The organism is Enterobacter cloacae complex sp. IR53041 (assembly GCF_049238285.1).
GTDB lineage: Bacteria > Pseudomonadota > Gammaproteobacteria > Enterobacterales > Enterobacteriaceae > Enterobacter > Enterobacter roggenkampii.
This window is the reverse complement of sequence record NZ_JBMKHB010000005.1, coordinates 131,004-153,287: the sequence shown is the minus strand read 5'-3', so window position 1 is coordinate 153,287 and position 22,284 is coordinate 131,004. Positions and strand designations below refer to the sequence as shown.

Sequence of the window (22,284 nt, the reverse complement as noted above, 5' to 3'; positions counted from 1 at the left end):
TAGTCGGATAATAATTACACCCTGCATCGCTAATAACTCAAGACGTGGTACTTCTCTCTATGGCAATCAGTGACTCAACCCAGCCCGTTCCGGGTGCGCCGACGTCGCGCACCTCCTTTAAAGTCTTAGGCGCAATCAGTCTCTCGCACCTGCTCAACGACATGATCCAGTCGTTGATTCTGGCTATTTATCCGCTGCTGCAGTCCGAGTTTTCACTCACCTTCGTGCAGATTGGGATGATCACCCTGACCTTCCAGCTGGCTTCCTCGCTGCTGCAGCCGGTGGTGGGCTACTGGACGGATAAATATCCTATGCCGTGGTCGCTGCCCATCGGCATGTGCTTTACCCTAAGCGGGCTGGTGCTGCTGGCCATTGCCGGAAGTTTTGAAGCCGTGCTGATTGCCGCCGCGCTGGTAGGCACCGGCTCGTCCGTTTTCCATCCGGAGTCTTCCCGCGTGGCGCGTATGGCGTCCGGCGGTCGTCATGGCCTGGCGCAGTCCCTGTTCCAGGTAGGCGGTAACTTTGGCAGTTCCCTCGGCCCGCTGTTGGCCGCGGTTATTATTGCCCCTTACGGTAAAGGCAACGTGGCGTGGTTTGTGCTGGCCGCGCTGCTGGCGATTATCGTGCTGGCGCAGATTAGCCGCTGGTATGCCGCTCAGCATCGGGTGAATAAAGGAAAACCTAAAGCGAAGGTTATCAACCCCCTGCCGCGCAATAAGGTTATCCTCGCGGTTGCCGTCCTGCTGGTGCTGATTTTCTCGAAATACTTCTATATGGCGAGCATCAGCAGCTATTACACCTTTTATCTGATGCAAAAATTCGGATTATCGGTACAAAACGCGCAGATCCACCTGTTTGCCTTCCTGTTCGCGGTGGCCGCAGGGACGGTAATTGGCGGGCCGGTGGGCGATAAGATTGGCCGTAAATATGTCATTTGGGGCTCTATCCTCGGCGTAGCGCCTTTTACCCTCATTTTGCCGTACGCCAGCCTTGAATGGACGGGGATTTTGACCGTGATTATTGGTTTTATTCTCGCCTCCGCGTTTTCCGCCATTCTGGTTTATGCCCAGGAGCTGCTGCCTGGACGTATCGGTATGGTTTCCGGACTGTTTTTCGGTTTCGCCTTCGGCATGGGCGGGCTGGGTGCAGCGGTGTTAGGGATGGTTGCGGATCACACCAGCATCTTCCTGGTTTATAAAATCTGCGCTTTCCTGCCACTTCTTGGCATGTTGACCATATTCCTGCCTGATAACCGCCATAAAGCGTGAATTACGGGTAGCTAAACTTATGCTTTAGCTACCTGATACCCTTATACCATAAGGGTTTCCTCTTCATCCCCGCGCTGAATTTATCAAAATGCGCTTTTTTACGTGCATATTGCTGTTTTATTCAAACTTCAACAATTATTCATAAACATAAGGGTAAAAATTGTCATAAACTATTACCTGGTTTTTTGGTATTCACGCCAAAAATGGAACACTCACCACGAAAGGAGACGGAATGCACCACGCCACACCGCTTATCACCACCATTGTTGGTGGACTTGTGCTCGCTTTTATTCTCGGCATGATTGCCAATAAGCTGCGTATTTCTCCTCTTGTCGGCTATCTGCTGGCAGGTGTGCTGGCGGGACCGTTTACGCCAGGTTTTGTTGCGGATACCAAACTGGCCCCTGAGCTGGCGGAATTGGGCGTGATTCTGCTGATGTTCGGCGTCGGCCTGCACTTCTCCCTGAAGGATTTGATGGCGGTAAAGTCGATTGCCATACCGGGAGCGATCGCCCAGATAGGGGTGGCGACGCTGCTTGGGATGGCGCTTTCGGCCGTGCTGGGCTGGACGCTGATGACCGGTATCGTATTTGGACTGTGTCTTTCAACCGCCAGTACCGTGGTGCTGCTGCGCGCGCTTGAGGAGAGACAGCTGATAGACAGCCAGCGCGGACAGATCGCAATAGGCTGGCTGATTGTAGAAGATCTGGTGATGGTCCTGACGCTGGTGCTGCTGCCCGCCGTCGCCGGCATGATGGAAAAAGACAATATCGGCTTCGCCTCGCTGGCGCTGGATATGAGCATCACCATCGGGAAGGTGGTGGCGTTTATCGCCATCATGATGCTGGTGGGTCGCCGTCTGGTGCCGTGGATCATGTCCCGCAGCGCGGCGACCGGATCCCGCGAGCTGTTTACCCTCTCCGTGCTGGCGCTGGCGCTCGGTATCGCCTTTGGCGCCGTTGAGCTGTTTGACGTCTCCTTCGCGCTGGGCGCGTTCTTTGCCGGGATGGTGCTGAACGAATCCGAGCTGAGCCACCGCGCCGCACACGACACCCTGCCGCTGCGCGACGCCTTTGCCGTGCTGTTCTTCGTCTCCGTCGGGATGCTGTTTGACCCGCTTATTCTGATCCAGCAGCCGCTGGCCGTGCTGGGCACGCTGGCGATCATTATCTTTGGTAAGTCGCTCGCCGCTTTCTTCCTGGTGCGAATGTTCGGCCACTCTCCGCGGACGGCGCTGACCATTGCCGCCAGCCTTGCGCAGATTGGCGAGTTCGCCTTTATTCTGGCCGGTCTGGGCATGGCCCTGAACCTGCTGCCGCAGGCCGGACAAAACCTGGTGCTGGCGGGGGCGATCCTGTCAATTATGCTGAACCCGGTACTGTTTGCTCTGCTGGAAAAATACCTCGATAAAACCGAAACGCTGGAAGAGCAGACGCTGGAAGAGGCCATCGAAGAAGAGAAGCAGATCCCGGTCGATATTTGCAATCACGCCCTGCTGGTCGGCTTTGGCCGCGTCGGCAGCCTGCTTGGTGAGAAGCTGATGGCGCAGGGCATTCCGCTGGTGGTAATTGAAACGTCACGCACCCGCGTTGACGAGCTGCGCGAGCGCGGTATTCGTGCGGTGCTGGGCAATGCGGCGAACGAAGAGATCATGGAGCTGGCGCATCTGGACTGCGCCCGCTGGCTGCTGCTGACCATTCCCAACGGCTATGAGGCGGGTGAGATTGTCGCCTCCGCGCGCGCGAAGTGTCCAAACATTGAGATTATCGCCCGGGCGCACTACGACGACGAGGTGGATTACATTACCGAGCGCGGTGCGGATAAGGTGGTGATGGGCGAGCGCGAGATTGCGAATACGATGCTGACGCTGCTGGAAAAACCGCCGGTTGAAGAGGCGGTGACGGGTTAAGTTTTGTGCGGCCTGATGCCCTCACCCTGGCCCTCTCCCCGGACCGTACACTCCCACAGGGAGAGGGAACAAACACTAAAAACGGCAACCACAGGTTGCCGTTTTGCTTTTACCTGTCCCAGTACGCCTCTTCGAGGCTGTCTTCACGTTCCGGCAGGCCACGCGTTAAGCGCGGTGAGTGCTGGTTCAGCACCTGATAGCTTACGCGGTTGGCGTACTTGCATACCTGCGCCAGCGACGAATAGGTCAGCCAGCTGAACTTGTGCTTGCTGGAATTTGGCACGTTGGTTTTGTGGTAGGCGTTAGCGGTGATGTCGTGCAGCAGCGCGGCCAGCGCGCCGTCGCCCGCGCCGTTGGTGTTCATGATCTTCTCCGGCCCGCCCATGTAAGGGGCGATGTGCGAGTAGATACGCAGCGGATTAACACAGTCTTTAAAACGCATGCCGCGGCTGAACTCGTACTGGTTGAACTCGGCAATCGCGCCGGGCAGCAGCGGATGCTGGGTTTTGCGTTTGCTCTCTTCTTCGGTGAAGCCAGCCATGTACAGCCCAACCGGACCCGCGGTGCAGAGCACCAGATCCACCCAGTCCAGCGCTTTGTCAGACGCCAGCAGCGGATCGCTTTCACCGGTCAGCGCTTCGGCCTCCTCTTCGTTCATCGCCAGAATCGAGACGTGCTCTTTCAGGAAGGCCTGCCACCATTCCGGGTTATCGGCAATCACGAATTTGGTGCCCAGCGTTAACACCACCGGCACATCGTACTTCTTCGCGTACTCAATCGCCTTCATGGTCGCTTCCGGCATCGGCTCGCCCGGCTTGCAGCGCACCAGGTAGGAGGTCAGCACCAGCGCCGAGGCGCCCGCGATCACCTCTTCGGGAATGCTGTCCGCGCGCAGCTTGTTCATGTGGCCCGGGCTGATGGCAAAGGTACGCTCGCCGGATTCGCCGATCAGCGTAAAGCAGCGGCCAATCGGCCCGTCGACGCCCTGGAGATAGTTCAGATCGGTACGGCTGGAGGTGTTGCACAGGTAACGGTAGGCGTAGCCACCGATTTCGATATTGCTGCACATTACGCCGAGCAGGACAGAGCGGTCGTCCGCCAGCACGGAGTAGTTGTGCATGGTGTTGCCGATGGTGCCACCGGCGAACTGATGGGTAATCAGGTTTTCGCGCACCAGCTCCTGGTACAGCGCTTCGGCAACGTCATCTTCAATCACCAGCGAGTGACCGGCGCTCAGACCGTAACGGGCGACAAACGCATCATCCACTTTCGCTTCAATGTCCACCAGCGTCTGGTCGATACCGACGACCCACGCCGCGCTGGTTTCATTTTCTGGCTGGATTTGCTGCAGGAGCGGATCGCGGGCATCCACGGGGAAGTAGTGTTTGGATTTGCGTTTACCGGGAAATTTCATGGTCTGAACTGTACGAAGAATATGGGCCGGGAATGGTAGCACAAACCCGGCCCGGAGTGCGATCAGCGACCGTTCGTTACCAGCGAGACCATCATGTCGATATGTTCAGGCGAGTCGTTAAGCGCCGGAATGTACTCGTACTTTTCGCCACCAGCCTCCAGGAAAAATTCCCGGTTTTGCACCGCGATCTCCTCCAGCGTCTCCAGACAGTCTGCCGAGAAGCCCGGCGACATCACCTGAATGTGCTTCACGCCCTTCTCACCCAGCATTTTGAGGGTTTCATCGGTGTATGGCGTCAGCCACGGCTCGCGGCCGAAGCGCGACTGGAAGGTCATCATCACCTTCTCCGGCGGCAGGCCGAGGGCGGAAACCAGCTCGCGGGTGGTATCGCGGCAGCGCTGCGGGTAATCATCCCCTTCATTGGCGAAACGCTGCGGGATGCCGTGATAGGAGAGCAGCAGCAGATCCGGCTCGCCGTGTTTTTCAAACGACGCGCGCGCGCTGTTGGCGAGCGCCTTGATGTACAGCTCGTTATCCGCGTAGTCGCGAATAAAGGTCACGCCCGGAATGCGGCGGCGAGTCGCCAGAATGCGCGCCAGCTCGTCCCAGACGGCGGCCACCGTCGAGCAGGAGTACTGCGGGTAGAGCGCCAGCACCACGATATGGTCCACGCCCTGCGCCAGCAGCGAGTCCACCGCGCTTTCCAGTGACGGTTTGCCGTAGCTCATGCCGAGCGCGACGGGCATATCCGGCAGGCGGGCGGCCAGCGCCTTCTCCTGACGACGGCTGTAGACCATCAGCGGCGAGCCCTCTTCCATCCACACGGACTGATAGAGTTTGGCGACGCGCGGAGAACGGATCGGCAGAATGACGCCACGCAGCAGCGGCCACCACAGCAGTCGCGGAAAATCCACGACGCGCGTGTCGCTTAAAAATTGTCGCAGGTAGCGTTTTACCGCGTCTGATGTAGGTGCTTCTGGAGTGCCCAGATTGGCAAGCAGGATGCCGGTTTTCGCCTGACTCATTCACGCCTCTTAACCATTTGAATGGTTGTCAATTGTAGCGGAAATGCGTTTAAACGAAACCCATTGCTGTAATAGGTAAGATGAGAATTTTTCTCACCCGGTGGCCCGGGTGAGAGAGATGCAATTAGCCGAGGATTTTTTCCAGCTCAGCACGCACGTCAGCCACGGCTTTGGTGCCGTCAACTTTGGCGTATTTGGTGTTACCCGCCTGCGCTTCTTTGGTGTAGTAGCCGATCAGCGGCGCAGTCATCTGATGGTATTCCACCAGGCGCTTGCGCACGGTCTCTTCCTGATCGTCTTTACGGGTGGTCAGCTCTTCGCCGGTCACGTCGTCTTTGCCTTCAACCTTAGGCGGGTTGAATTTGATGTGGTAAACGCGGCCAGAGGCAGCGTGTACGCGACGGCCAACGATGCGGTCAACGATCAGCTCGTCCGGTACGTCGAACTCCAGAACGTAGTCCACGTTGATGCCCGCTTCCTTCATGGCGTCAGCCTGAGGAATGGTACGTGGGAAGCCGTCCAGCAGGAAACCGTTACGGCAGTCTTCCTGAGCAATGCGCTCTTTGACCAGAGCAATTACCAGCTCGTCGGTCACCAGCTTGCCTGCGTCCATGATGTCTTTCGCCTGTTTACCCAGCTCGGAGCCAGATTTAACAGCGGCGCGCAGCATATCACCGGTGGAGATTTGCGGAATACCGTATTTCTCCATGATGAACTGAGCCTGAGTTCCTTTACCCGCGCCCGGAGCGCCAAGCAGAATAATACGCATTGCGAAAATCCCCTCAAAAGTCGTTTCAATTTTTCAAAAGCGCTAAACAATACCACCAGAACGGGCATCGCTCAAGGAAGGCAGGAAGGCTGAAACGGTTAATGGGGGGAGATAATTTGGGATAGTGCGGTCTGGTGCCCTCACCCTGGCCCTCTCCCTCGGGGAGAGGGAGAAGACCAGGAGAGGCGTGGTCAGTTACGCCAGCAGCAGCGCATTCACACGTTTAATGAAGAGGTTAGGATCTTCCAGCGTGCCGCGTTCGGCCAGCAGGGACTGATCCAGCAGGAGTTCAACCCACTCGGCAAAGCGGGCGTCGTCCTGGGTATCCGCCGCGCGTTTCACCAGCGGGTGATCCGGATTAAGCTCAAAGATATATTTCACTTCCGGTACCGCCTGGCCCGCCGCGGCGAACAGCTTCGCCATCTGGGTGCTCATTTCGTCGGCATCGGTGGTGACAATGGCCGGAGTGTCGGTCAGACGATGCGTGAAGCGCACCTCTTTCACGCGGTCGCCCAGCAGGGTTTTCACGCGCTCAATGAACGGCTCCAGCGCCTTCTCGGCTTCTTTCGCATTTTCATCCACTTCATCTGCCAGCTTGTCGATGGACTCATCGGCTTTGGCAACGGACTGGAACGCCTTACCGTCGAACTCGGTCAGGTAGTTCATCATCCACTCGTCGATGCGGTCGGAAAGCAGCAGCACTTCGATGCCTTTCTTACGCAGCAGCTCCAGGTGCGGGCTGCTCTTCGCCGCGGCGTAGCTGTCGGCGGTGATGTAGTAGATCTTCTCCTGCCCTTCTTTCATGCGGGAGATGTACTCTTCCAGCGACACGGTCTGCGCGGAGGAGTCGGTGTGCGTAGAAGCAAAGCGCAGCAGTTTGGCGATGGTTTCAACGTTCGCCATGTCTTCAGCCGGGCCTTCTTTCAGCACCAGACCGAACTGTTTCCAGAAGGTCTGGTATTTTTCCGCATCGTCTTTCGCCAGTTTTTCCAGCATCTGCAGCGCACGCTTGGTCAGGGCGTTGCGCAGGTTACGGGTGACGGTGCTGTCCTGCAGAATTTCGCGGGAGACGTTCAGCGGCAGATCGTTGGAATCGATCAGGCCGCGCACAAAGCGCAGATAGTTCGGCATGAACTGCTCGGCGTCGTCCATGATGAACACGCGCTGCACGTACAGCTTCAGGCCATGCTTGTGATCGCGGTTCCACATGTCCCACGGCGCCTGCGCCGGGATGTACAGCAGGCTGGTGTACTCCTGCTTACCTTCCACACGGTTGTGGCTCCAGGTCAGCGGGTCGGTAAAGTCGTGGGCGATGTGCTTGTAGAATTCGTTGTACTCGTCGTCTTTAATCTCAGACTTGTTGCGCGTCCACAGCGCCTGCGCCTTGTTGATTTTCTCCCAGGAAACCACGGTTTCACCGTCTTTCTCTTCCTGTTTTTCAATCTCTACCGGCAGCGCGATGTGATCGGAGTACTTGCTGATGATGGAGCGCACGCGCCAGTCGTTCAGGAAATCATCTTCCCCTTCACGCAGGTGCAGGGTGATTTCGGTGCCGCGGTCCGCTTTGGTGATGTCATCAACGGTGTATTCGCCTTCCCCTTTGGATTCCCACAGCACGCCGTTCTCGGCGCTGTCGCCTGCCGCACGGGTGCGCACGGTGACTTTGTCCGCCACGATGAACGCCGAGTAGAAACCGACGCCGAACTGGCCGATCAGCTGGCTGTCTTTCGCCTGGTCAGAGCCCATGGACTCCAGGAACGCCTTGGTGCCGGATTTCGCGATGGTCCCGAGGTGGTCGATCACCTCGTCGCGGTTCATCCCGATGCCGTTATCGGCGATGGTCAGGGTGCGGTTCTCTTTATTAAACGAGACGCGCACGCGCAGCTCGCCGTCGCCTTCGTACAGATCCGGGTTAGACAGCGCGCGGAAGCGCAGCTTGTCCGCCGCATCCGAGGCGTTGGAAATCAGCTCACGCAGGAAAATTTCTTTGTTGGAATACAGGGAATGGATCATCAGGTGCAGAAGCTGTTTTACTTCTGACTGGAAACCACGGGTTTCTTGTCCTTTCATCTATGTCGACCTCAACAATGCCATTTAATGGGGTTTTAAAACGTTGAGGGAGAGATGGGGATACGGGGGGAAATTTTCAAGCGGAGGCGGCGCGCGCAGCCTCCGTTTGGTCAGAAAATAATCTTGTGACGTCCGGCCAGAGAGTGCGACAGCGTGGTGCCGTCGACCATCTCCAGCTCGCCGCCGACCGGCACGCCGTGGGCGATGCGGCTGGCGTCAACGCCATACTGCGAGCACAGTTCGGCGATGTAGTTGGCGGTTGCCTCCCCTTCCACCGTGGGGTTGGTGGCGAGGATCACCTCTTTGATGGTTTCAGACTCGAGACGCTGTTCAAGGCGGTCAAGACCAATATCGTCCGGGCCGATGCCGTCCAGCGGGGAGAGATGCCCCATCAGCACGAAGTAGCGCCCGGAAAACTGCCCGGTTTGTTCGATGGCGTAGATGTCCGCCGGACTCTCCACCACGCAAATCTGACCGTTTTCCTGACGACGCGGGTTCGTACAGATGTTACACACGTCCTGCTCGGTAAAGGTGCGGCAATCCGCACAGTGACCAATTTCTGACATGGCGCGGGTCAGAGCCTGCGCCAGGCGCATCCCGCCGCTGCGGTCGCGCTGCAATAGCGTAAACGCCATGCGCTGCGCCGACTTCGGGCCAACGCCCGGCAGGCAGCGCAGTGCTTCCATTAACTGCGTGAGCAGCGGACTGGTTTGCATCAGAACGGCATCTTGAAGCCAGGCGGCAGCTGCATGCCGCTGGAAACGGAGGCCATTTTCTCTTTCTGGGTTTCGTCGATACGGCGAGCGGCATCGTTAAACGCGGCTGCAACCAGATCTTCCAGCATCTCTTTGTCGTCTTCGAGCAGGCTCGGGTCGATTTCCACGCGACGGCAGTTGTGCGCACCGTTGATGGTCACCTTGACCAGACCGGCACCGGACTCACCCGTGACTTCCAGCTGAGCGATCTCTTCCTGCATCTTCTGCATTTTTTCCTGCATCTGCTGAGCCTGCTTCATCAGGCCACCCAGACCGCCTTTTCCACCAAACATAGGCTTCTCTCTTCTTTCACGTTTAAGGATTACAACCGTAAGTCAGACTCACGATCAAATGGGGCGAATACTCTCTTCATCCAGATCGGCGTCGAAGAACCGGCGCAGGGTCTGAATGTTGTTATCCGCAATTATCGCCTCGCGCGCCTGCGCGAGCTTCTCTTCATAAATGGCCTGGCGCCACTCCAGCGGCGTTTTCACTGCCGGATTATCATCTTCAATGATAGTCAATTCAACCGGCGCACCCTGTAATGTGGCGAGCGCCTCGGCCAGCGCCTTTTGCGCGCCAGGGGAATTGAGGTGCCGCTGGCCCGGACGCAGGTGCAGACGCACCTGATTGCCGTCCTGCTCTTTCCAGGCATTCAGCGCGACCTGCTCGACCAGCTTCGGCAGCTGGAGTTTGCTGACCTCGGCGGCCCAGGCGTCGCGCGCGATGGACTCTTCGGCAAGCTTCGCGGCCAGCTCCGGCGTTTTTTCATGCTCCAGCGCCTTTTTCAGCGCTTTCGGCGTGGCAACCTCTTCCTTCACCGTTTCGGTAATGGTGGTTGCCTTCCAGCGGTAAGCCTCTTCTTTCACCGGGGCTTTCTGCTCGAGCGCGGACGGTGCCGGACGCGACTGTACGCGCTCCGTTACCGAGGCCAGTCGTTCAAGCGCGGCGTTGTTCACCGGCCGCGCTCTTCCTGGCGCTGCCGGTTCACTCTTTTTTGGTTTGGTTACTCCCTGCGCACGCTGCAGCTGGCTGCGCGCGGCAAGCACCGAACTGGTGGCATCCGACAGCGGTACGTTCTGCTGCGGTGGCGGCGTCGGCTGCGGCGGCACCTGCTGCGGTGACATCACCGCCGTCGGCGCAACCGGGGCGAAAGACTGTCGGGGCACGTCCGGCTCCGGCAGCGGCATGCGCGGGTGGAACGCCAGCGCGCGCAGCAGCGTCATTTCAACGCCCATCCGCGGATCCGGCGCAAACGGTAGCTCTTTGCGACCAATCAGCAGCGTCTGGTAATAAAGCTGCACGTCGGCAGGCGGCACGGTGCGGGCAAGCTCACGCATCCGCTGTTCAATGGCGGCCATATCCGCACCAATGGCGGAGGGAGAAAGCTGCAGCATTGCCACCCGGTGCAGCAGGCTGAGCATCTCAACCAGCAGCCCTTCCCACTCAATACCGCGGGCAGCGGCCGCGTTCACCAGCGACATCACGCGTTCGCCGTTAGCGGCAATCATCGCTTCGATAAGCGACAGCGCCTGATCGTCATCCAGCGTGCCGAGCATGGTGCTGACCGCCTCGGTGGAGAGTTTGCCGTCACCGCTGGCAATCGCCTGATCGGTCAGACTGAGCGCATCGCGCAGGCTGCCGTCCGCCGCGCGGGCCAGCAGCTGCAGGGCGCGCGGTTCGTGGACAATGTTCTCTTCATCGAGAATGTGCTCGAGCTGCGCGCGGATCTGCTCGACGTCCAGCGCCTTCAGGTGGAACTGCAGGCAGCGCGATAAAATCGTGACCGGCAGCTTTTGCGGATCGGTGGTCGCCAGCAGGAACTTCACGTGCGCGGGCGGCTCTTCCAGCGTCTTCAGCAGGGCGTTGAAGCTGTGGCGCGAGAGCATGTGCACTTCATCGATCAGGTAGACCTTGAAGCGGCCGCGCGCCGGGGCGTACTGGACGTTGTCCAGCAGGTCGCGGGTATCTTCCACTTTGGTGCGCGAAGCGGCGTCGATCTCGATCAGATCGACAAAACGCCCCTGCTCGATCTCCCGGCAGTTATCACACACGCCGCACGGCGTGGCGGTGATCCCGGTTTCGCAGTTGAGACCTTTTGCCAGCAAACGGGCAATAGAGGTCTTACCGACGCCGCGGGTGCCGGAAAAAAGATAGGCGTGATGGATGCGACCTAGCGACAAGCCGTTCGCCAGGGCCGTCAGCACATGTTCCTGACCGACAACGTCAGCAAAGGTTTGTGGTCGCCATTTACGGGCTAACACCTGATAACTCATGGGCAGGCTCTGCAACGCTGGAAGGTGAATTTATGGAGGGGAATGCTATCACAACCTCACCCATTGAGCGAGGTTGTGAAAACCGGGATTAGTGACCCGGGAAAGGCACCAGGCTGTAGCTGGTAATACCCTGTTTTTCCAGGCGCTGTTCACCGCCGAGATCGAACAGGTTGATGATGAAGGCCGCATCGGTCACTTCCCCACCCAGACGGCGGATCAGCTTCACGGTCGCTTCAATGGTGCCGCCGGTTGCCAGCAGATCGTCAACCACCAGCACTTTGTCGCCAGGCTTGATCGCGTCAACGTGGATCTCCAGCTGATCGGTGCCATACTCCAGCTCGTAGCTTTCTGCGATGGTTTCACGCGGCAGTTTGCGCGGCTTACGCACTGGCACAAAACCCACGCCCATTGCCAGCGCAACCGGTGCGCCAAACAGGAAGCCACGGGCTTCGGTACCTACTACTTTGGTGATCCCGGCGTTTTTGTAACGCTCGACCAGCAGTTCAATGCTGAGTGCGTACGCTTTCGGGTCTTCCAGCAAGCTGGTGACATCACGGAAAAGAATGCCAGGCTTTGGGTAGTCCTGGATGCTTTTGATGCTGTTTTTCAGATATTCAAGCTGCTGTGCAGTTGCGGTCATCGGTTTGTGCCTAAATGAAACAGTGTTACTCACAGCGCGCAACGAGTCGGCCAAGGCAACAATTGTTTAACCTTTGACCAGGCGCACCTGTGCTCGAAAACGGTCGAATTTACTGGCTGCGCGTGATAATTGCAACAGCCATGATGAGGCTTCAGTGCTTTTGTTGCTTTTCATCAACCACGGGGATCCGCCACATAAAGATAAGCAGGCAGGAGAGAATGATCAGCAGCAGGATCCGCACCCACATCATTTTCACCAGCCATAATGAAATGGCGAAGGTAATGAGGATCACCGCGATCGCGCGCGGCTTGGCGCCGGGCGGCATGGCACGGTGTTTTTGCCAGTGGCGTAAGTACCCGCCAAACCATGAGCGGTAGAGCAGCCAGTGGTGAAAACGCGGCGACGAGCGGGCGAAGCACCAGGCCGCCAGCAGGATAAACGGCGTGGTCGGCAGCAGGGGTAATACTACACCCAGCGTGCCCAGCACTACCGCAAGCCAGCCAATGATGATTAAAATAGTACGCTGCATAATGCGAATCGTTATCAAACTGAACGGCTACTTTACCACTGGAGAGCGCCTTGAAAACAGCACTGCTTCTTGAGAGGCTGCAAAATCAGCTGATCGCTCTGCGGGCGCAGGCCACGCCGCTGATGGGGCACGCCACGCTGAAGCCGCGCTTTGACCGGCAGCTTTTTCGTACCCGCAGCACCGTCATTCAGGATTACCTGGCTGAAGCGCAGACGAACCTCGACGAGCTTCGCCATGCGGTTGAGAATGAACAACAGGAACAGGTGGCGTGGCTTGCAGAGCATCTCACCGAGCAGATCACCGCACTGCATCGCGAAATCGCCGCCTGGCCGCTGCGCGCCTGGGACAGCGCCTCGCCGGGGCTCGGCAAATGGCAGCGCAAGCGGCTCGAGAACCAGGAGTTTGAGCGCCGGCTGTTTGAGATGAAGCGTGAACGCGAGGTGCGTCTGAACAACAGCGAAACGCTGGAAGAGCAGCAGCTATTGATGCGCGAGATTAGCGCGCTGGAAGGACGCATCGTCCGCTGCCGTCAGGCGCTGGATGACATTGAACGCGTCATAGAACGTTTGACCCGTTAACAGGAGCCACACCCATGTCACTGGAAAATGCACCCGATGAGGTCAAGCTGGCCGTCGATTTGATTATGCTGCTGGAGAATCATGAGATCCCCGCCGAGACGGTGCTTAAGGCGCTGGAGATTGTGCGGCGGGATTTTGAGGGGAAACTTCCCCCTCACCCTGCCCTCTCCCCAGAGGGGAGAGGGAAAATAGATTAAGCCGGAGTCGGGTCATCACCCTTAATGTCGCGCTTCACTTCCGTATGCTCATCACCTTTCTCGTTACGCAGGTGAACCTCAAGCTGGTTAAAGGCGATATTAATATCGTTTTCACGGCACAGACGATCGATAGAGCGGTTAAGCTCATCCACCGTGTAGCTGCGGTCACGCAGTTCACGCACGTATAAACGCAGCTCGTGATCCAGCGTACTCGGCCCAAAGGTGGTGAAGAAGACCGCCGGAGCCGGATCGTGCATCACTTTCGGATGTTCAGACGCCGCCTTCAGCAGCACCTCTTTCACCTTATCCAGATCCGATCCATAGGCCACGCCCAGGCGGATCACCACGCGCGTCACCGTATCGGAAAGCGACCAGTTGATCAGACGCTCGGTCACGAACGCTTTGTTCGGGATGATCACCTCTTTGCGATCGAAGTCGGTGATGGTGGTGGCACGAATGCGGATCTTGCTGACCGTTCCCGAGAACGTGCCGATGGTGACGGTATCGCCGATACGTACCGGACGTTCGAACAGGATGATCAGGCCGGAGACAAAGTTACCGAAGATCTCCTGCAGGCCAAAACCAAGACCGACCGAGAGGGCCGCCGCCAGCCACTGCAGTTTATCCCACGAGACGCCAAGCGAGCCAAAGACCGTCATCGCTCCGACAATGATGATGACGTAGTTGAGGATCGTGGTAATGGCGTAGGACGCCCCCTGGCGAAGATTCAAACGTGACAGGAGCAGCACCTCGAGCAGGCCTGGCAGGTTGCGGATCAGCGCCCAGGCCACCACCGACGACACCAGCGCAAACAGCAGGCTGCCCATGGTCACGCTTTTCATGACCGCCGCGCCGGCTTCGGTTCCGTTGTATTGCCAGAGGGTAATACTGTCGAGATAGGCGAAAACGGTAATAAGATCGGACCAGATCGCCCAGAACATCACCGCAAACAGGGCGATCATCACCAGCATGGTGATACGCAGCGTCTGCTGGTTAACCTGCTCCAGCGCGATGGTCGGCTCTTCCTGCGGCTCAGCGCCTTCGGCCCCCTCTTTCACCTGATGCTGACGACGCGCGATGGCGCGGCGATAGGCAATACGGCGGGCCGCCACGCTCAGGCCGCGCAGTACGGTCTGATAGAGCAGGTTCCAGACGATCACCAGATAGACCGTTTCAATCCAGCGCCCGGACAGGCGCAGCGTGGTATAGAAGTAGCCCGTCGCCGTTAGCACCATCAGCGCCAGCGGAATGATCGCCAGCACCGTCACGGTGGCCAGACGAATATTGTGGGACTCTTTATCACGCCAGCTGTCGCGACACATCGGCCACATCAGGATCGCAATCAGCAGCAGGTTCAGCAGGATGACCAGCTGGCCCAGCACGTCATCCATCAGATGCAGCGGGGAAAGCTCAGAGACAACCGACCAGAAGTGCAGCGGCAGCAGCGCCAGGCTGATGCGCACGATCTGACGACGCCAGTGGCTGGTCAGCTGCGCTGGCATGTTGAAATGACGCACCGCCACGCCGTCTTTTTCCAGTACCTTCCAGCACAGGCCAAACACCAGCCAGAACAGCGCCAGTTTTTTACTGAACGCCCACAGCAGATCGCTGACGTTGAGCTGCATAGTGAGCAGAATCAGACCCACAGCCAGAATAATCAGGCACACCGGCAGGGCGCGAATAAGGTCAATCAGAATCGCTTTTGGCGTATGGAGCTGGCTATCGTTGCGCAGCTGCCCTACTTCGGAGGCCAGCTTCGCCTGGTATTTTTTCAGCCAGCCCAGACGCCAGCGGATGAGACCGGCAATCAGCAACAGCGGCAAACCGGCCAGAAAAGCAATCATTACCGCAGGCCAGGCTTTCTCCCAGTTTACGGTGACCTTCATGCTCTTAATCTGCGTTTTCAGCGTCTCAGGGAAGGATTTAACCCAGTCCCAGTCCATCGGCTTGTTGCTGTTTACCCAGAAAATCTGCTGAGTCAGGATCTCCTGCAGACTTTTCGAGACGCTCACCAGCTGCTGCTGGTTGATTTGCAGGTTAATGGCCATCATCAGCTGGTTACCCAGCTGTTTATTGAGCTGGTCCAGCAGCTCGCGACGCATATCCACGACCTGGAGCAGCGCGTCGTGCACTTCCGGGTTCACGTCGCTGGAATGCCCCTCTTCAATTTTGGCGACAAAGGTATCGCTCTGGAAAAGGGCATCGCGCTGCTGGTTGACGTCAAACTGTTCCAGACGTAAATCCGCAATGCGGTTGGTCATGTCCTCCAGCTCGTCGGCGGACGGAAGCGTCTGCTGCTGCTGGTAGAGAATACGCGACAGCAGGAGGCTGCCCTTCAGGACCGCGATCTGCTCTTTGATGTTGCGTTCCGCCTGCAGGGCGCGATCCAGCCAGTTCTTCACCTTGATATTTTGCTGAACCAGCGAGTTGCCGTTTTCCGTCGCCAGTATCAGGCGCTGACTGAGCTGATGGTTAGCCTCAAGCTCCTGTTTTACCAGCGGGTTGGCCTGAATACGGGCGGTTTCGTCAGGGGATACGGCCTCCTGGGCGGTTTTTTCCGTCAGGGTCAGGCGTTTGCTGTTAACCGCCTCCTGCAATAGCTGAAGCTGATGCTCCAGACGATTAATGTTCGCGGTGACGTAATCACGCTGTTTCTGCAGAGTGTCCTGCAGCACCGTATTCCCTTCCAGGCTTTTACGCTGCTGTTCGATCTGCGCATTGAGCAACGACTGCTGAACCAGCAGCAGGGTTTGCTGCGTCGGGCGCAACGTGCCTTCGCCCACCGTCGTGCCGTTCAGGCGGTTGCGGATCTGCTGCAGCTGCTGAGACGCGGTATACATCGCATTTTGCACGCGCTCGGGCTGGGTTTGCAGGGAGACAAGCTGGCTGTTGTAGGTCGCGAGATCGGACTGCGCGGTTTGCAGATCGTCGAGCAACTGGGCGACGCGCGATTCCAGCTGGCGTAAGGAGAGCGTGGCGAGCGTTTTGCGCGTTTCGTTGTCGTTATCAACGTCACTCAGGGCATTCAGCGACTCCGTCGCTTTGCGCATGTTTTCAGGGGCCTGCGCCACCTTCTGACGAAGCTGGGCGGTTTCAGCCTTAACGCGTTCAATTTTATCCAGCGTCTCCAGTGTTTCCGTCAGATCCTGCTGCGTCAGTTTTTCCTGAGGAGAGAGTTCTTTTTGTTTGTTCAGCGTGTCGAGCTGCGACTGAACGTCAGCACGCGTGGGAATATCGTTGCTGTTATCGGCGCGGGCCCAGGTCAGCGGCGCCGTGGCGAAGATAAACAGCATCGCAAAGAGCAATGCAAAAACAGGATGTTGCGAGCGATTGATGGGCAGCATAGTTGTGAATGATGTCAGAAGATGACCGAAAATAGTCCGGCGTGAAGAATATCACGCTCGTCAGATGCAGAATAGCGCGAACGTAAGCCTCTGAGATAAATCCTGGAAAGGGGTCAGGCCGTTAGCGAAGGCGCGTCGCTGCGCAGCGTCGGGCTAAGCTGTAGCATTTCCAGTAAAATCGCCACGTAGCTGCGAGCTTCCGCTTTAAGATCAAACGATTGCGGTGCAAAAAGCCAGTTTTCCATCAGACCAGAAATGTAGCTGCGCATCAGAATCGCCGCCCGACGGGTCAACAGATTGGCCGGTAGCAGTTTTGCCTCCATACAGAGGTTCAGGTTGTGCTCAATACGGTCATAGCTTTCCAGACTGAAGCTTCGTTGCGCCTGCTGCACGACCGCCATCTCGCCCACGAACTCGCATTTATGAAAAATAATCTCCATCATTAATCTGCGACGTTCTTCAACTACCGTTGCTTCAAGGATATATACTAATATTTCTCTCAATACTGAGAGTGGATCGTCTGGGAATTTTGCCCGATACTCACTCTCGAGATCGCTAATGCTGGACTCTGAAAGCTCCCAGATTTCACTGAACAGATCTGACTTGTTTTTAAAATGCCAGTAAATTGCTCCTCGCGTCACACCGGCGGCCTGAGCAATTTGCGCCAGCGAGGTTGCTGAAACACCTTGCTGCGAGAACAAACGTATCGCCACATCCAGAATATGTTGTCGGGTTTCCAGCGCTTGTTGTTTAGTTTTTCGTGCCATAGGTGAGTGAATTTACAGGAGTCAGATTTACATACATTTGTGAATGTATGTACCATAGCATGACGATAATATAAACGCAGCAATGGGTTTTAGACTCAGGACCCTTGATCAATTTGAAATCGGACACTCGAGGTTTACATATGAACAAAAACAGAGGGTTAACGCCTCTGGCGGTCGTTCTGATGCTTTCAGGCAGCTTAGCGCTAACAGGATGTGACGACAAACCGGCTCAACAAGGAGCTCAGCAGGCGCCAGAAGTAGGCGTTGTGACGCTCAAATCTGAACCTCTACAAATCACCACCGAATTACCCGGCCGTACAAATGCTTACCGCATTGCGGAAGTGCGTCCTCAGGTTAGCGGCATTATCCTGAAACGCAACTTCACCGAAGGCGGTGATGTGCAGGCCGGTGAGTCTCTGTATCAGATTGATCCCGCAACCTATCAGGCGTCTTATGAAAGCGCCAAAGGTGACCTGGCAAAAGCACAGGCCGCGGCCAAAATTGCCCAGCTGACGCTGAACCGCTATCAAAAACTGCTCGGTACCAAGTACATCAGTCAGCAGGATTACGATACCGCCCTGGCGGATGCCCAGCAGGCTAACGCCGCCGTGGTGGCAGCCAAAGCGGCCGTCGAAACCGCGCGCATTAACCTGGCCTATACCAAAGTGACCTCGCCTATCAGCGGTCGTATTGGTAAATCTTCCGTCACGGAAGGGGCTCTGGTGCAGAACGGTCAGACCACTGCGCTGGCGACCGTGCAGCAGCTCGATCCGATCTACGTTGACGTCACGCAGTCCAGCAATGATTTCCTGCGCCTGAAACAGGAGTTGGCTAACGGCACCCTGAAACAGGAAAACGGCAAAGCCAAAGTGGAGCTGATTACCAACGACGGTATCAAGTTCCCGCAGGAAGGGACGCTGGAATTCTCTGACGTGACGGTCGACCAGACCACCGGTTCCATCACCTTACGTGCGATTTTCCCGAACCCTGACAAAAATCTGCTGCCAGGTATGTTCGTTCGCGCACGTCTGGAAGAAGGAACGAATCCAACCGCCCTTCTGGTTCCACAGCAGGGTGTGACCCGTACGCCACGCGGCGATGCGAGCGCACTGGTTGTTGGGGCTGATAACAAAGTCGAAATGCGCAACATCACCGCCACCCAGGCGATTGGGGATAAATGGCTGGTGACGGAAGGTCTGAAAGATGGCGATCGCGTGATTGTTACTGGTTTGCAAAAAGTTCGTCCTGGCGCGCAGGTTAAAGCACAGGAAGTGAAATCTGACGATAAACAACAAGCTTCGGCCGCTGGCCAGTCAGAACAAACCAAGTCTTAACTTAAACAGGAGCCGTTAAGACATGCCTAATTTCTTTATCGATCGCCCCATATTTGCGTGGGTGATCGCCATTATCATCATGCTGGCCGGGGGACTTGCGATCCTGAAGCTGCCTGTCGCGCAATATCCAACGATTGCGCCACCGGCGGTGACGATTTCCGCGACCTACCCAGGGGCTGATGCAAAAACGGTGCAGGACACCGTCACTCAGGTTATCGAACAGAACATGAACGGTATCGATAACCTGATGTACATGTCCTCAAACAGTGACTCTACCGGTACAGTTCAGATCACCCTGACCTTCGAGTCAGGTACGGATGCTGACATTGCGCAGGTTCAGGTGCAGAACAAACTGCAGCTGGCGATGCCGCTGCTGCCGCAGGAAGTACAACAGCAGGGCGTGAGCGTCGAGAAATCGTCCAGTAGCTTCCTGATGGTTGTCGGCGTTATCAACACCAACGGCACCATGACGCAGGAGGATATTTCCGACTACGTGGGCGCCAACATGAAGGACGCCATCAGCCGTACGTCCGGTGTGGGTGACGTGCAGCTGTTCGGTTCTCAGTACGCAATGCGTATCTGGATGGATCCGAACAAACTGAACAACTTCCAGCTGACGCCGGTTGACGTGATTAACGCCATTAAAGCGCAGAACGCCCAGGTGGCAGCCGGTCAGCTAGGCGGTACGCCGCCGGTGAAGGGCCAGCAGCTTAACGCCTCGATCATCGCGCAAACCCGTCTGACCTCCGCGGATGAGTTCAGCAAAATTCTGCTGAAAGTGAATCAGGACGGCTCGCAGGTTCGCCTGCGCGACGTGGCGAAAGTCGAGCTGGGCGGCGAGAACTACGACATCATCGCGAAGTTCAACGGTAAACCGGCTTCCGGTCTGGGTATCAAACTGGCGACAGGCGCGAACGCCCTGGATACCGCCACGGCGATTCGTGCAGAACTGAAGAAAATGGAACCGTACTTCCCGTCAGGCCTGAAGATCGTTTATCCGTACGACACCACGCCATTCGTTAAAATTTCGATTCACGAAGTGGTTAAAACGCTGGCAGAAGCGATCATCCTGGTGTTCCTGGTCATGTATCTGTTCCTGCAAAACTTCCGCGCGACGCTGATCCCAACCATCGCCGTTCCGGTCGTTCTGCTGGGGACCTTTGCCATCCTCGCGGCCTTTGGCTTCTCGATAAACACCCTGACGATGTTCGGGATGGTGCTTGCCATCGGCCTGCTGGTGGATGACGCCATCGTCGTGGTAGAGAACGTCGAGCGCGTGATGGCGGAAGAAGGTCTTCCGCCGAAGGAAGCCACCCGTAAATCAATGGGTCAGATCCAGGGCGCGCTGGTGGGTATCGCGATGGTACTGTCTGCGGTATTTATCCCGATGGCCTTCTTCGGCGGCTCTACCGGTGCGATTTACCGTCAGTTCTCGATCACCATCGTTTCCGCGATGGCGCTGTCGGTACTGGTCGCATTGATCCTGACGCCTGCGCTGTGTGCCACCATGCTGAAGCCGATTCAGAAAGGCGGTCATGGCGAGCATAAAGGGTTCTTCGGCTGGTTTAACCGCATGTTTGATAAGAGCACGCACCACTACACCGACAGCGTGGGCAACATCCTGCGCAGCACCGGTCGTTACCTGCTGCTCTATATCATCATCGTGGCGGGGATGGCGATCCTGTTCGTTCGTCTGCCAAGCTCGTTCCTGCCGGATGAAGACCAGGGCGTGTTCCTGACGATGGCACAGCTTCCTGCGGGTGCGTCGCAAGAGCGTACCCAGAAAGTGCTGGACGAAGTGACGGACTACTACCTCACCAAAGAGAAAGACAACGTTGAATCCGTGTTTGCGGTTAACGGCTTTGGCTTTGCGGGTCGTGGTCAGAACACCGGTATCGCCTTCGTTTCTCTGAAAGACTGGTCTGAACGTCCGGGCAAAGAGAACAAGGTTGAAGCCATTACCGGCCGTGCGATGGGCACCTTCTCGCAGATTAAAGATGCGATGGTGTTCGCCTTCAACCTGCCGGCGATTGTTGAACTGGGTACCGCGACCGGCTTCGACTTCCAGCTGATTGACCAGGGCGGTCTGGGTCACGAAAAACTGACGCAGGCGCGTAACCAGCTGTTTGGCGAAGTGGCTAAGCACCCTGACCTGCTGGTCGGCGTGCGTCCAAACGGCCTGGAAGATACGCCGCAGTACAAAATCGACATCGACCAGGAGAAAGCTCAGGCGCTGGGCGTGTCCATCAGTGACATCAATACCACGCTGGGCGCCGCCTGGGGCGGTAGCTACGTTAACGACTTCATCGACCGCGGTCGCGTGAAGAAAGTGTACGTGATGTCCGAGGCACAGTACCGTATGTTGCCAAACGATATCAACAGCTGGTTCGTGCGCGGCAGCAATGGTCAGATGGTACCGTTCTCGGCATTCTCAACGTCACGCTGGGAATACGGTTCGCCGCGTCTGGAACGCTATAACGGTCTGCCATCAATGGAGATCCTGGGTCAGGCTGCGCCGGGCCGAAGCACCGGTGAAGCCATGAACCTGATGGAAGAGCTGGCGAGCAAACTGCCTTCGGGTGTTGGCTACGACTGGACCGGGATGTCCTATCAGGAGCGTCTGTCCGGTAACCAGGCCCCTGCCCTGTACGCGATTTCACTGATCGTCGTCTTCCTGTGTCTGGCAGCGCTGTATGAGAGCTGGTCAATTCCGTTCTCCGTTATGCTGGTGGTACCGCTCGGGGTTATCGGTGCGCTGCTTGCGGCAACGTTCCGCGGACTGACCAACGACGTGTACTTCCAGGTAGGCCTGCTGACAACCATTGGCTTGTCGGCGAAGAACGCGATACTTATCGTTGAATTCGCCAAAGATCTGATGGAGAAAGAAGGCAAAGGTCTTATTGAGGCGACGCTTGAGGCTGTTCGTATGCGTCTGCGCCCAATCCTGATGACGTCACTGGCGTTTATCCTCGGCGTACTGCCGCTGGTTATCAGCTCCGGTGCGGGCTCCGGTGCGCAGAACGCGGTCGGTACGGGCGTTATGGGGGGTATGATCACCGCAACCGTACTCGCTATCTTCTTCGTACCGGTGTTCTTCGTGGTGGTTCGCCGCCGCTTCAGCCGTAAGAATGAAGATGTTGAACACGCGCATTCGGTAGAACCTCACTGATACCGGTTTCACATGATAAAAAGGCCGCATTAGCGGCCTTTTTCATTTTCAGAAAAAATCATAAATTACGCTTATTGTGATTCAATTTATTTTCTGCCATCTTAATTAGACATATCATAATTAACTGATAACTTAATCGGTGAATTCAGGATTTTTTTAATTTCATTTCCCCGCTTAAGCTATTAGGAATATTCCTAATAAGAAGTTCTGACAACGTGAAGTTCGAATCTGAACTTTTCT

General features: G+C 56.9%; 17 protein-coding genes and 1 other annotated feature. Of the genes, 6 read left to right on the top strand and 11 right to left on the bottom strand.

Going from position 1 to position 22,284, the window contains the following annotated elements; all coding sequences use genetic code 11:
• The first annotated feature begins 59 nt into the window (after positions 1 to 59).
• Together ACOTXF_RS05850 and ybaL are read left to right on the top strand one after the other, a co-directional pair.
• Complete coding sequence (locus ACOTXF_RS05850) at positions 60 to 1,268, top strand: MFS transporter (RefSeq protein WP_008499304.1); 1,209 nt, start codon at positions 60 to 62, stop codon at positions 1,266 to 1,268.
• A 232-nt stretch (positions 1,269 to 1,500) separates the two neighbouring features.
• Positions 1,501 to 3,177, top strand: coding sequence for a YbaL family putative K(+) efflux transporter (ybaL, locus tag ACOTXF_RS05845; RefSeq protein ID WP_232926688.1), 1,677 nt, complete (start codon positions 1,501 to 1,503; stop codon positions 3,175 to 3,177).
• A 109-nt stretch (positions 3,178 to 3,286) separates the two neighbouring features.
• Here the strand turns inward: ybaL and ACOTXF_RS05840 are convergent, their stop codons facing one another.
• The 9 genes from ACOTXF_RS05840 to ACOTXF_RS05800 form a co-directional block, all read right to left on the bottom strand.
• Entirely contained in the window at positions 3,287 to 4,591 is a 1,305-nt protein-coding gene (locus ACOTXF_RS05840) for an inosine/guanosine kinase (protein ID WP_021241626.1), read from the bottom strand.
• Between the two features lie 62 nt (positions 4,592 to 4,653).
• Positions 4,654 to 5,616 carry a ferrochelatase gene (hemH, locus tag ACOTXF_RS05835; protein ID WP_008499301.1) on the bottom strand — a complete coding sequence of 321 codons (963 nt, stop codon included), beginning with the start codon at positions 5,614 to 5,616 and terminating at the stop codon, positions 4,654 to 4,656.
• A gap of 124 nt (positions 5,617 to 5,740) precedes the next feature.
• On the bottom strand, positions 5,741 to 6,385 hold the full coding sequence (gene adk / locus ACOTXF_RS05830; RefSeq protein ID WP_006809841.1) for an adenylate kinase: 645 nt from the start codon (positions 6,383 to 6,385) through the stop codon (positions 5,741 to 5,743).
• A gap of 195 nt (positions 6,386 to 6,580) precedes the next feature.
• Positions 6,581 to 8,455, bottom strand: a complete 1,875-nt coding sequence (gene htpG, locus ACOTXF_RS05825; protein WP_021241627.1) for a molecular chaperone HtpG — start codon at positions 8,453 to 8,455, stop codon at positions 6,581 to 6,583.
• Between the two features lie 110 nt (positions 8,456 to 8,565).
• Complete coding sequence (gene recR / locus ACOTXF_RS05820) at positions 8,566 to 9,171, bottom strand: recombination mediator RecR (protein WP_008499298.1); 606 nt, start codon at positions 9,169 to 9,171, stop codon at positions 8,566 to 8,568.
• Positions 9,171 to 9,503 carry a YbaB/EbfC family nucleoid-associated protein gene (locus tag ACOTXF_RS05815; RefSeq protein WP_003858972.1) on the bottom strand — a complete coding sequence of 111 codons (333 nt, stop codon included), beginning with the start codon at positions 9,501 to 9,503 and terminating at the stop codon, positions 9,171 to 9,173. Before ACOTXF_RS05815 ends, recR begins: the two co-directional genes overlap by 1 nt.
• A gap of 54 nt (positions 9,504 to 9,557) precedes the next feature.
• On the bottom strand, positions 9,558 to 11,486 hold the full coding sequence (dnaX, locus tag ACOTXF_RS05810) for a DNA polymerase III subunit gamma/tau (RefSeq protein ID WP_039023754.1): 1,929 nt from the start codon (positions 11,484 to 11,486) through the stop codon (positions 9,558 to 9,560).
• Positions 10,164 to 10,228: a sequence feature (DnaX frameshifting element), on the bottom strand. It overlaps the preceding gene by 65 nt.
• An 88-nt stretch (positions 11,487 to 11,574) precedes the next feature.
• On the bottom strand, positions 11,575 to 12,126 hold the full coding sequence (apt, locus tag ACOTXF_RS05805; RefSeq protein WP_000127359.1) for an adenine phosphoribosyltransferase: 552 nt from the start codon (positions 12,124 to 12,126) through the stop codon (positions 11,575 to 11,577).
• A 151-nt stretch (positions 12,127 to 12,277) separates the two neighbouring features.
• Positions 12,278 to 12,655, bottom strand: a complete 378-nt coding sequence (locus tag ACOTXF_RS05800; RefSeq protein WP_008499296.1) for a DUF454 family protein — start codon at positions 12,653 to 12,655, stop codon at positions 12,278 to 12,280.
• 50 nt (positions 12,656 to 12,705) lie between these two features.
• Between ACOTXF_RS05800 and priC the strand changes: the two genes are divergently transcribed.
• Positions 12,706 to 13,233, top strand: a complete 528-nt coding sequence (gene priC, locus ACOTXF_RS05795) for a primosomal replication protein N'' (RefSeq protein ID WP_023293139.1) — start codon at positions 12,706 to 12,708, stop codon at positions 13,231 to 13,233.
• A 14-nt stretch (positions 13,234 to 13,247) separates the two neighbouring features.
• The gene (gene rsmS / locus ACOTXF_RS05790) at positions 13,248 to 13,430 is read left to right on the top strand and encodes a pleiotropic regulatory protein RsmS (protein ID WP_008499294.1); all 183 of its coding nucleotides are present in this window, start codon (positions 13,248 to 13,250) and stop codon (positions 13,428 to 13,430) included.
• Here rsmS and mscK read toward each other — a convergent pair.
• Complete coding sequence (gene mscK / locus ACOTXF_RS05785; protein WP_047745407.1) at positions 13,427 to 16,774, bottom strand: mechanosensitive channel MscK; 3,348 nt, start codon at positions 16,772 to 16,774, stop codon at positions 13,427 to 13,429. The genes rsmS and mscK overlap by 4 nt on opposite strands.
• Positions 16,775 to 16,887: 113 nt before the next feature.
• Positions 16,888 to 17,541, bottom strand: a complete 654-nt coding sequence (gene acrR, locus ACOTXF_RS05780) for a multidrug efflux transporter transcriptional repressor AcrR (protein WP_172513456.1) — start codon at positions 17,539 to 17,541, stop codon at positions 16,888 to 16,890.
• Positions 17,542 to 17,681: 140 nt separating this feature from the next.
• Between acrR and acrA the strand changes: the two genes are divergently transcribed.
• Together acrA and acrB are read left to right on the top strand one after the other, a co-directional pair.
• Positions 17,682 to 18,875, top strand: a complete 1,194-nt coding sequence (gene acrA / locus ACOTXF_RS05775) for a multidrug efflux RND transporter periplasmic adaptor subunit AcrA (protein ID WP_021241633.1) — start codon at positions 17,682 to 17,684, stop codon at positions 18,873 to 18,875.
• Positions 18,876 to 18,897: 22 nt separating this feature from the next.
• Complete coding sequence (acrB, locus tag ACOTXF_RS05770; protein WP_008499289.1) at positions 18,898 to 22,044, top strand: multidrug efflux RND transporter permease subunit AcrB; 3,147 nt, start codon at positions 18,898 to 18,900, stop codon at positions 22,042 to 22,044.
• Positions 22,045 to 22,284 lie beyond the last annotated feature (240 nt).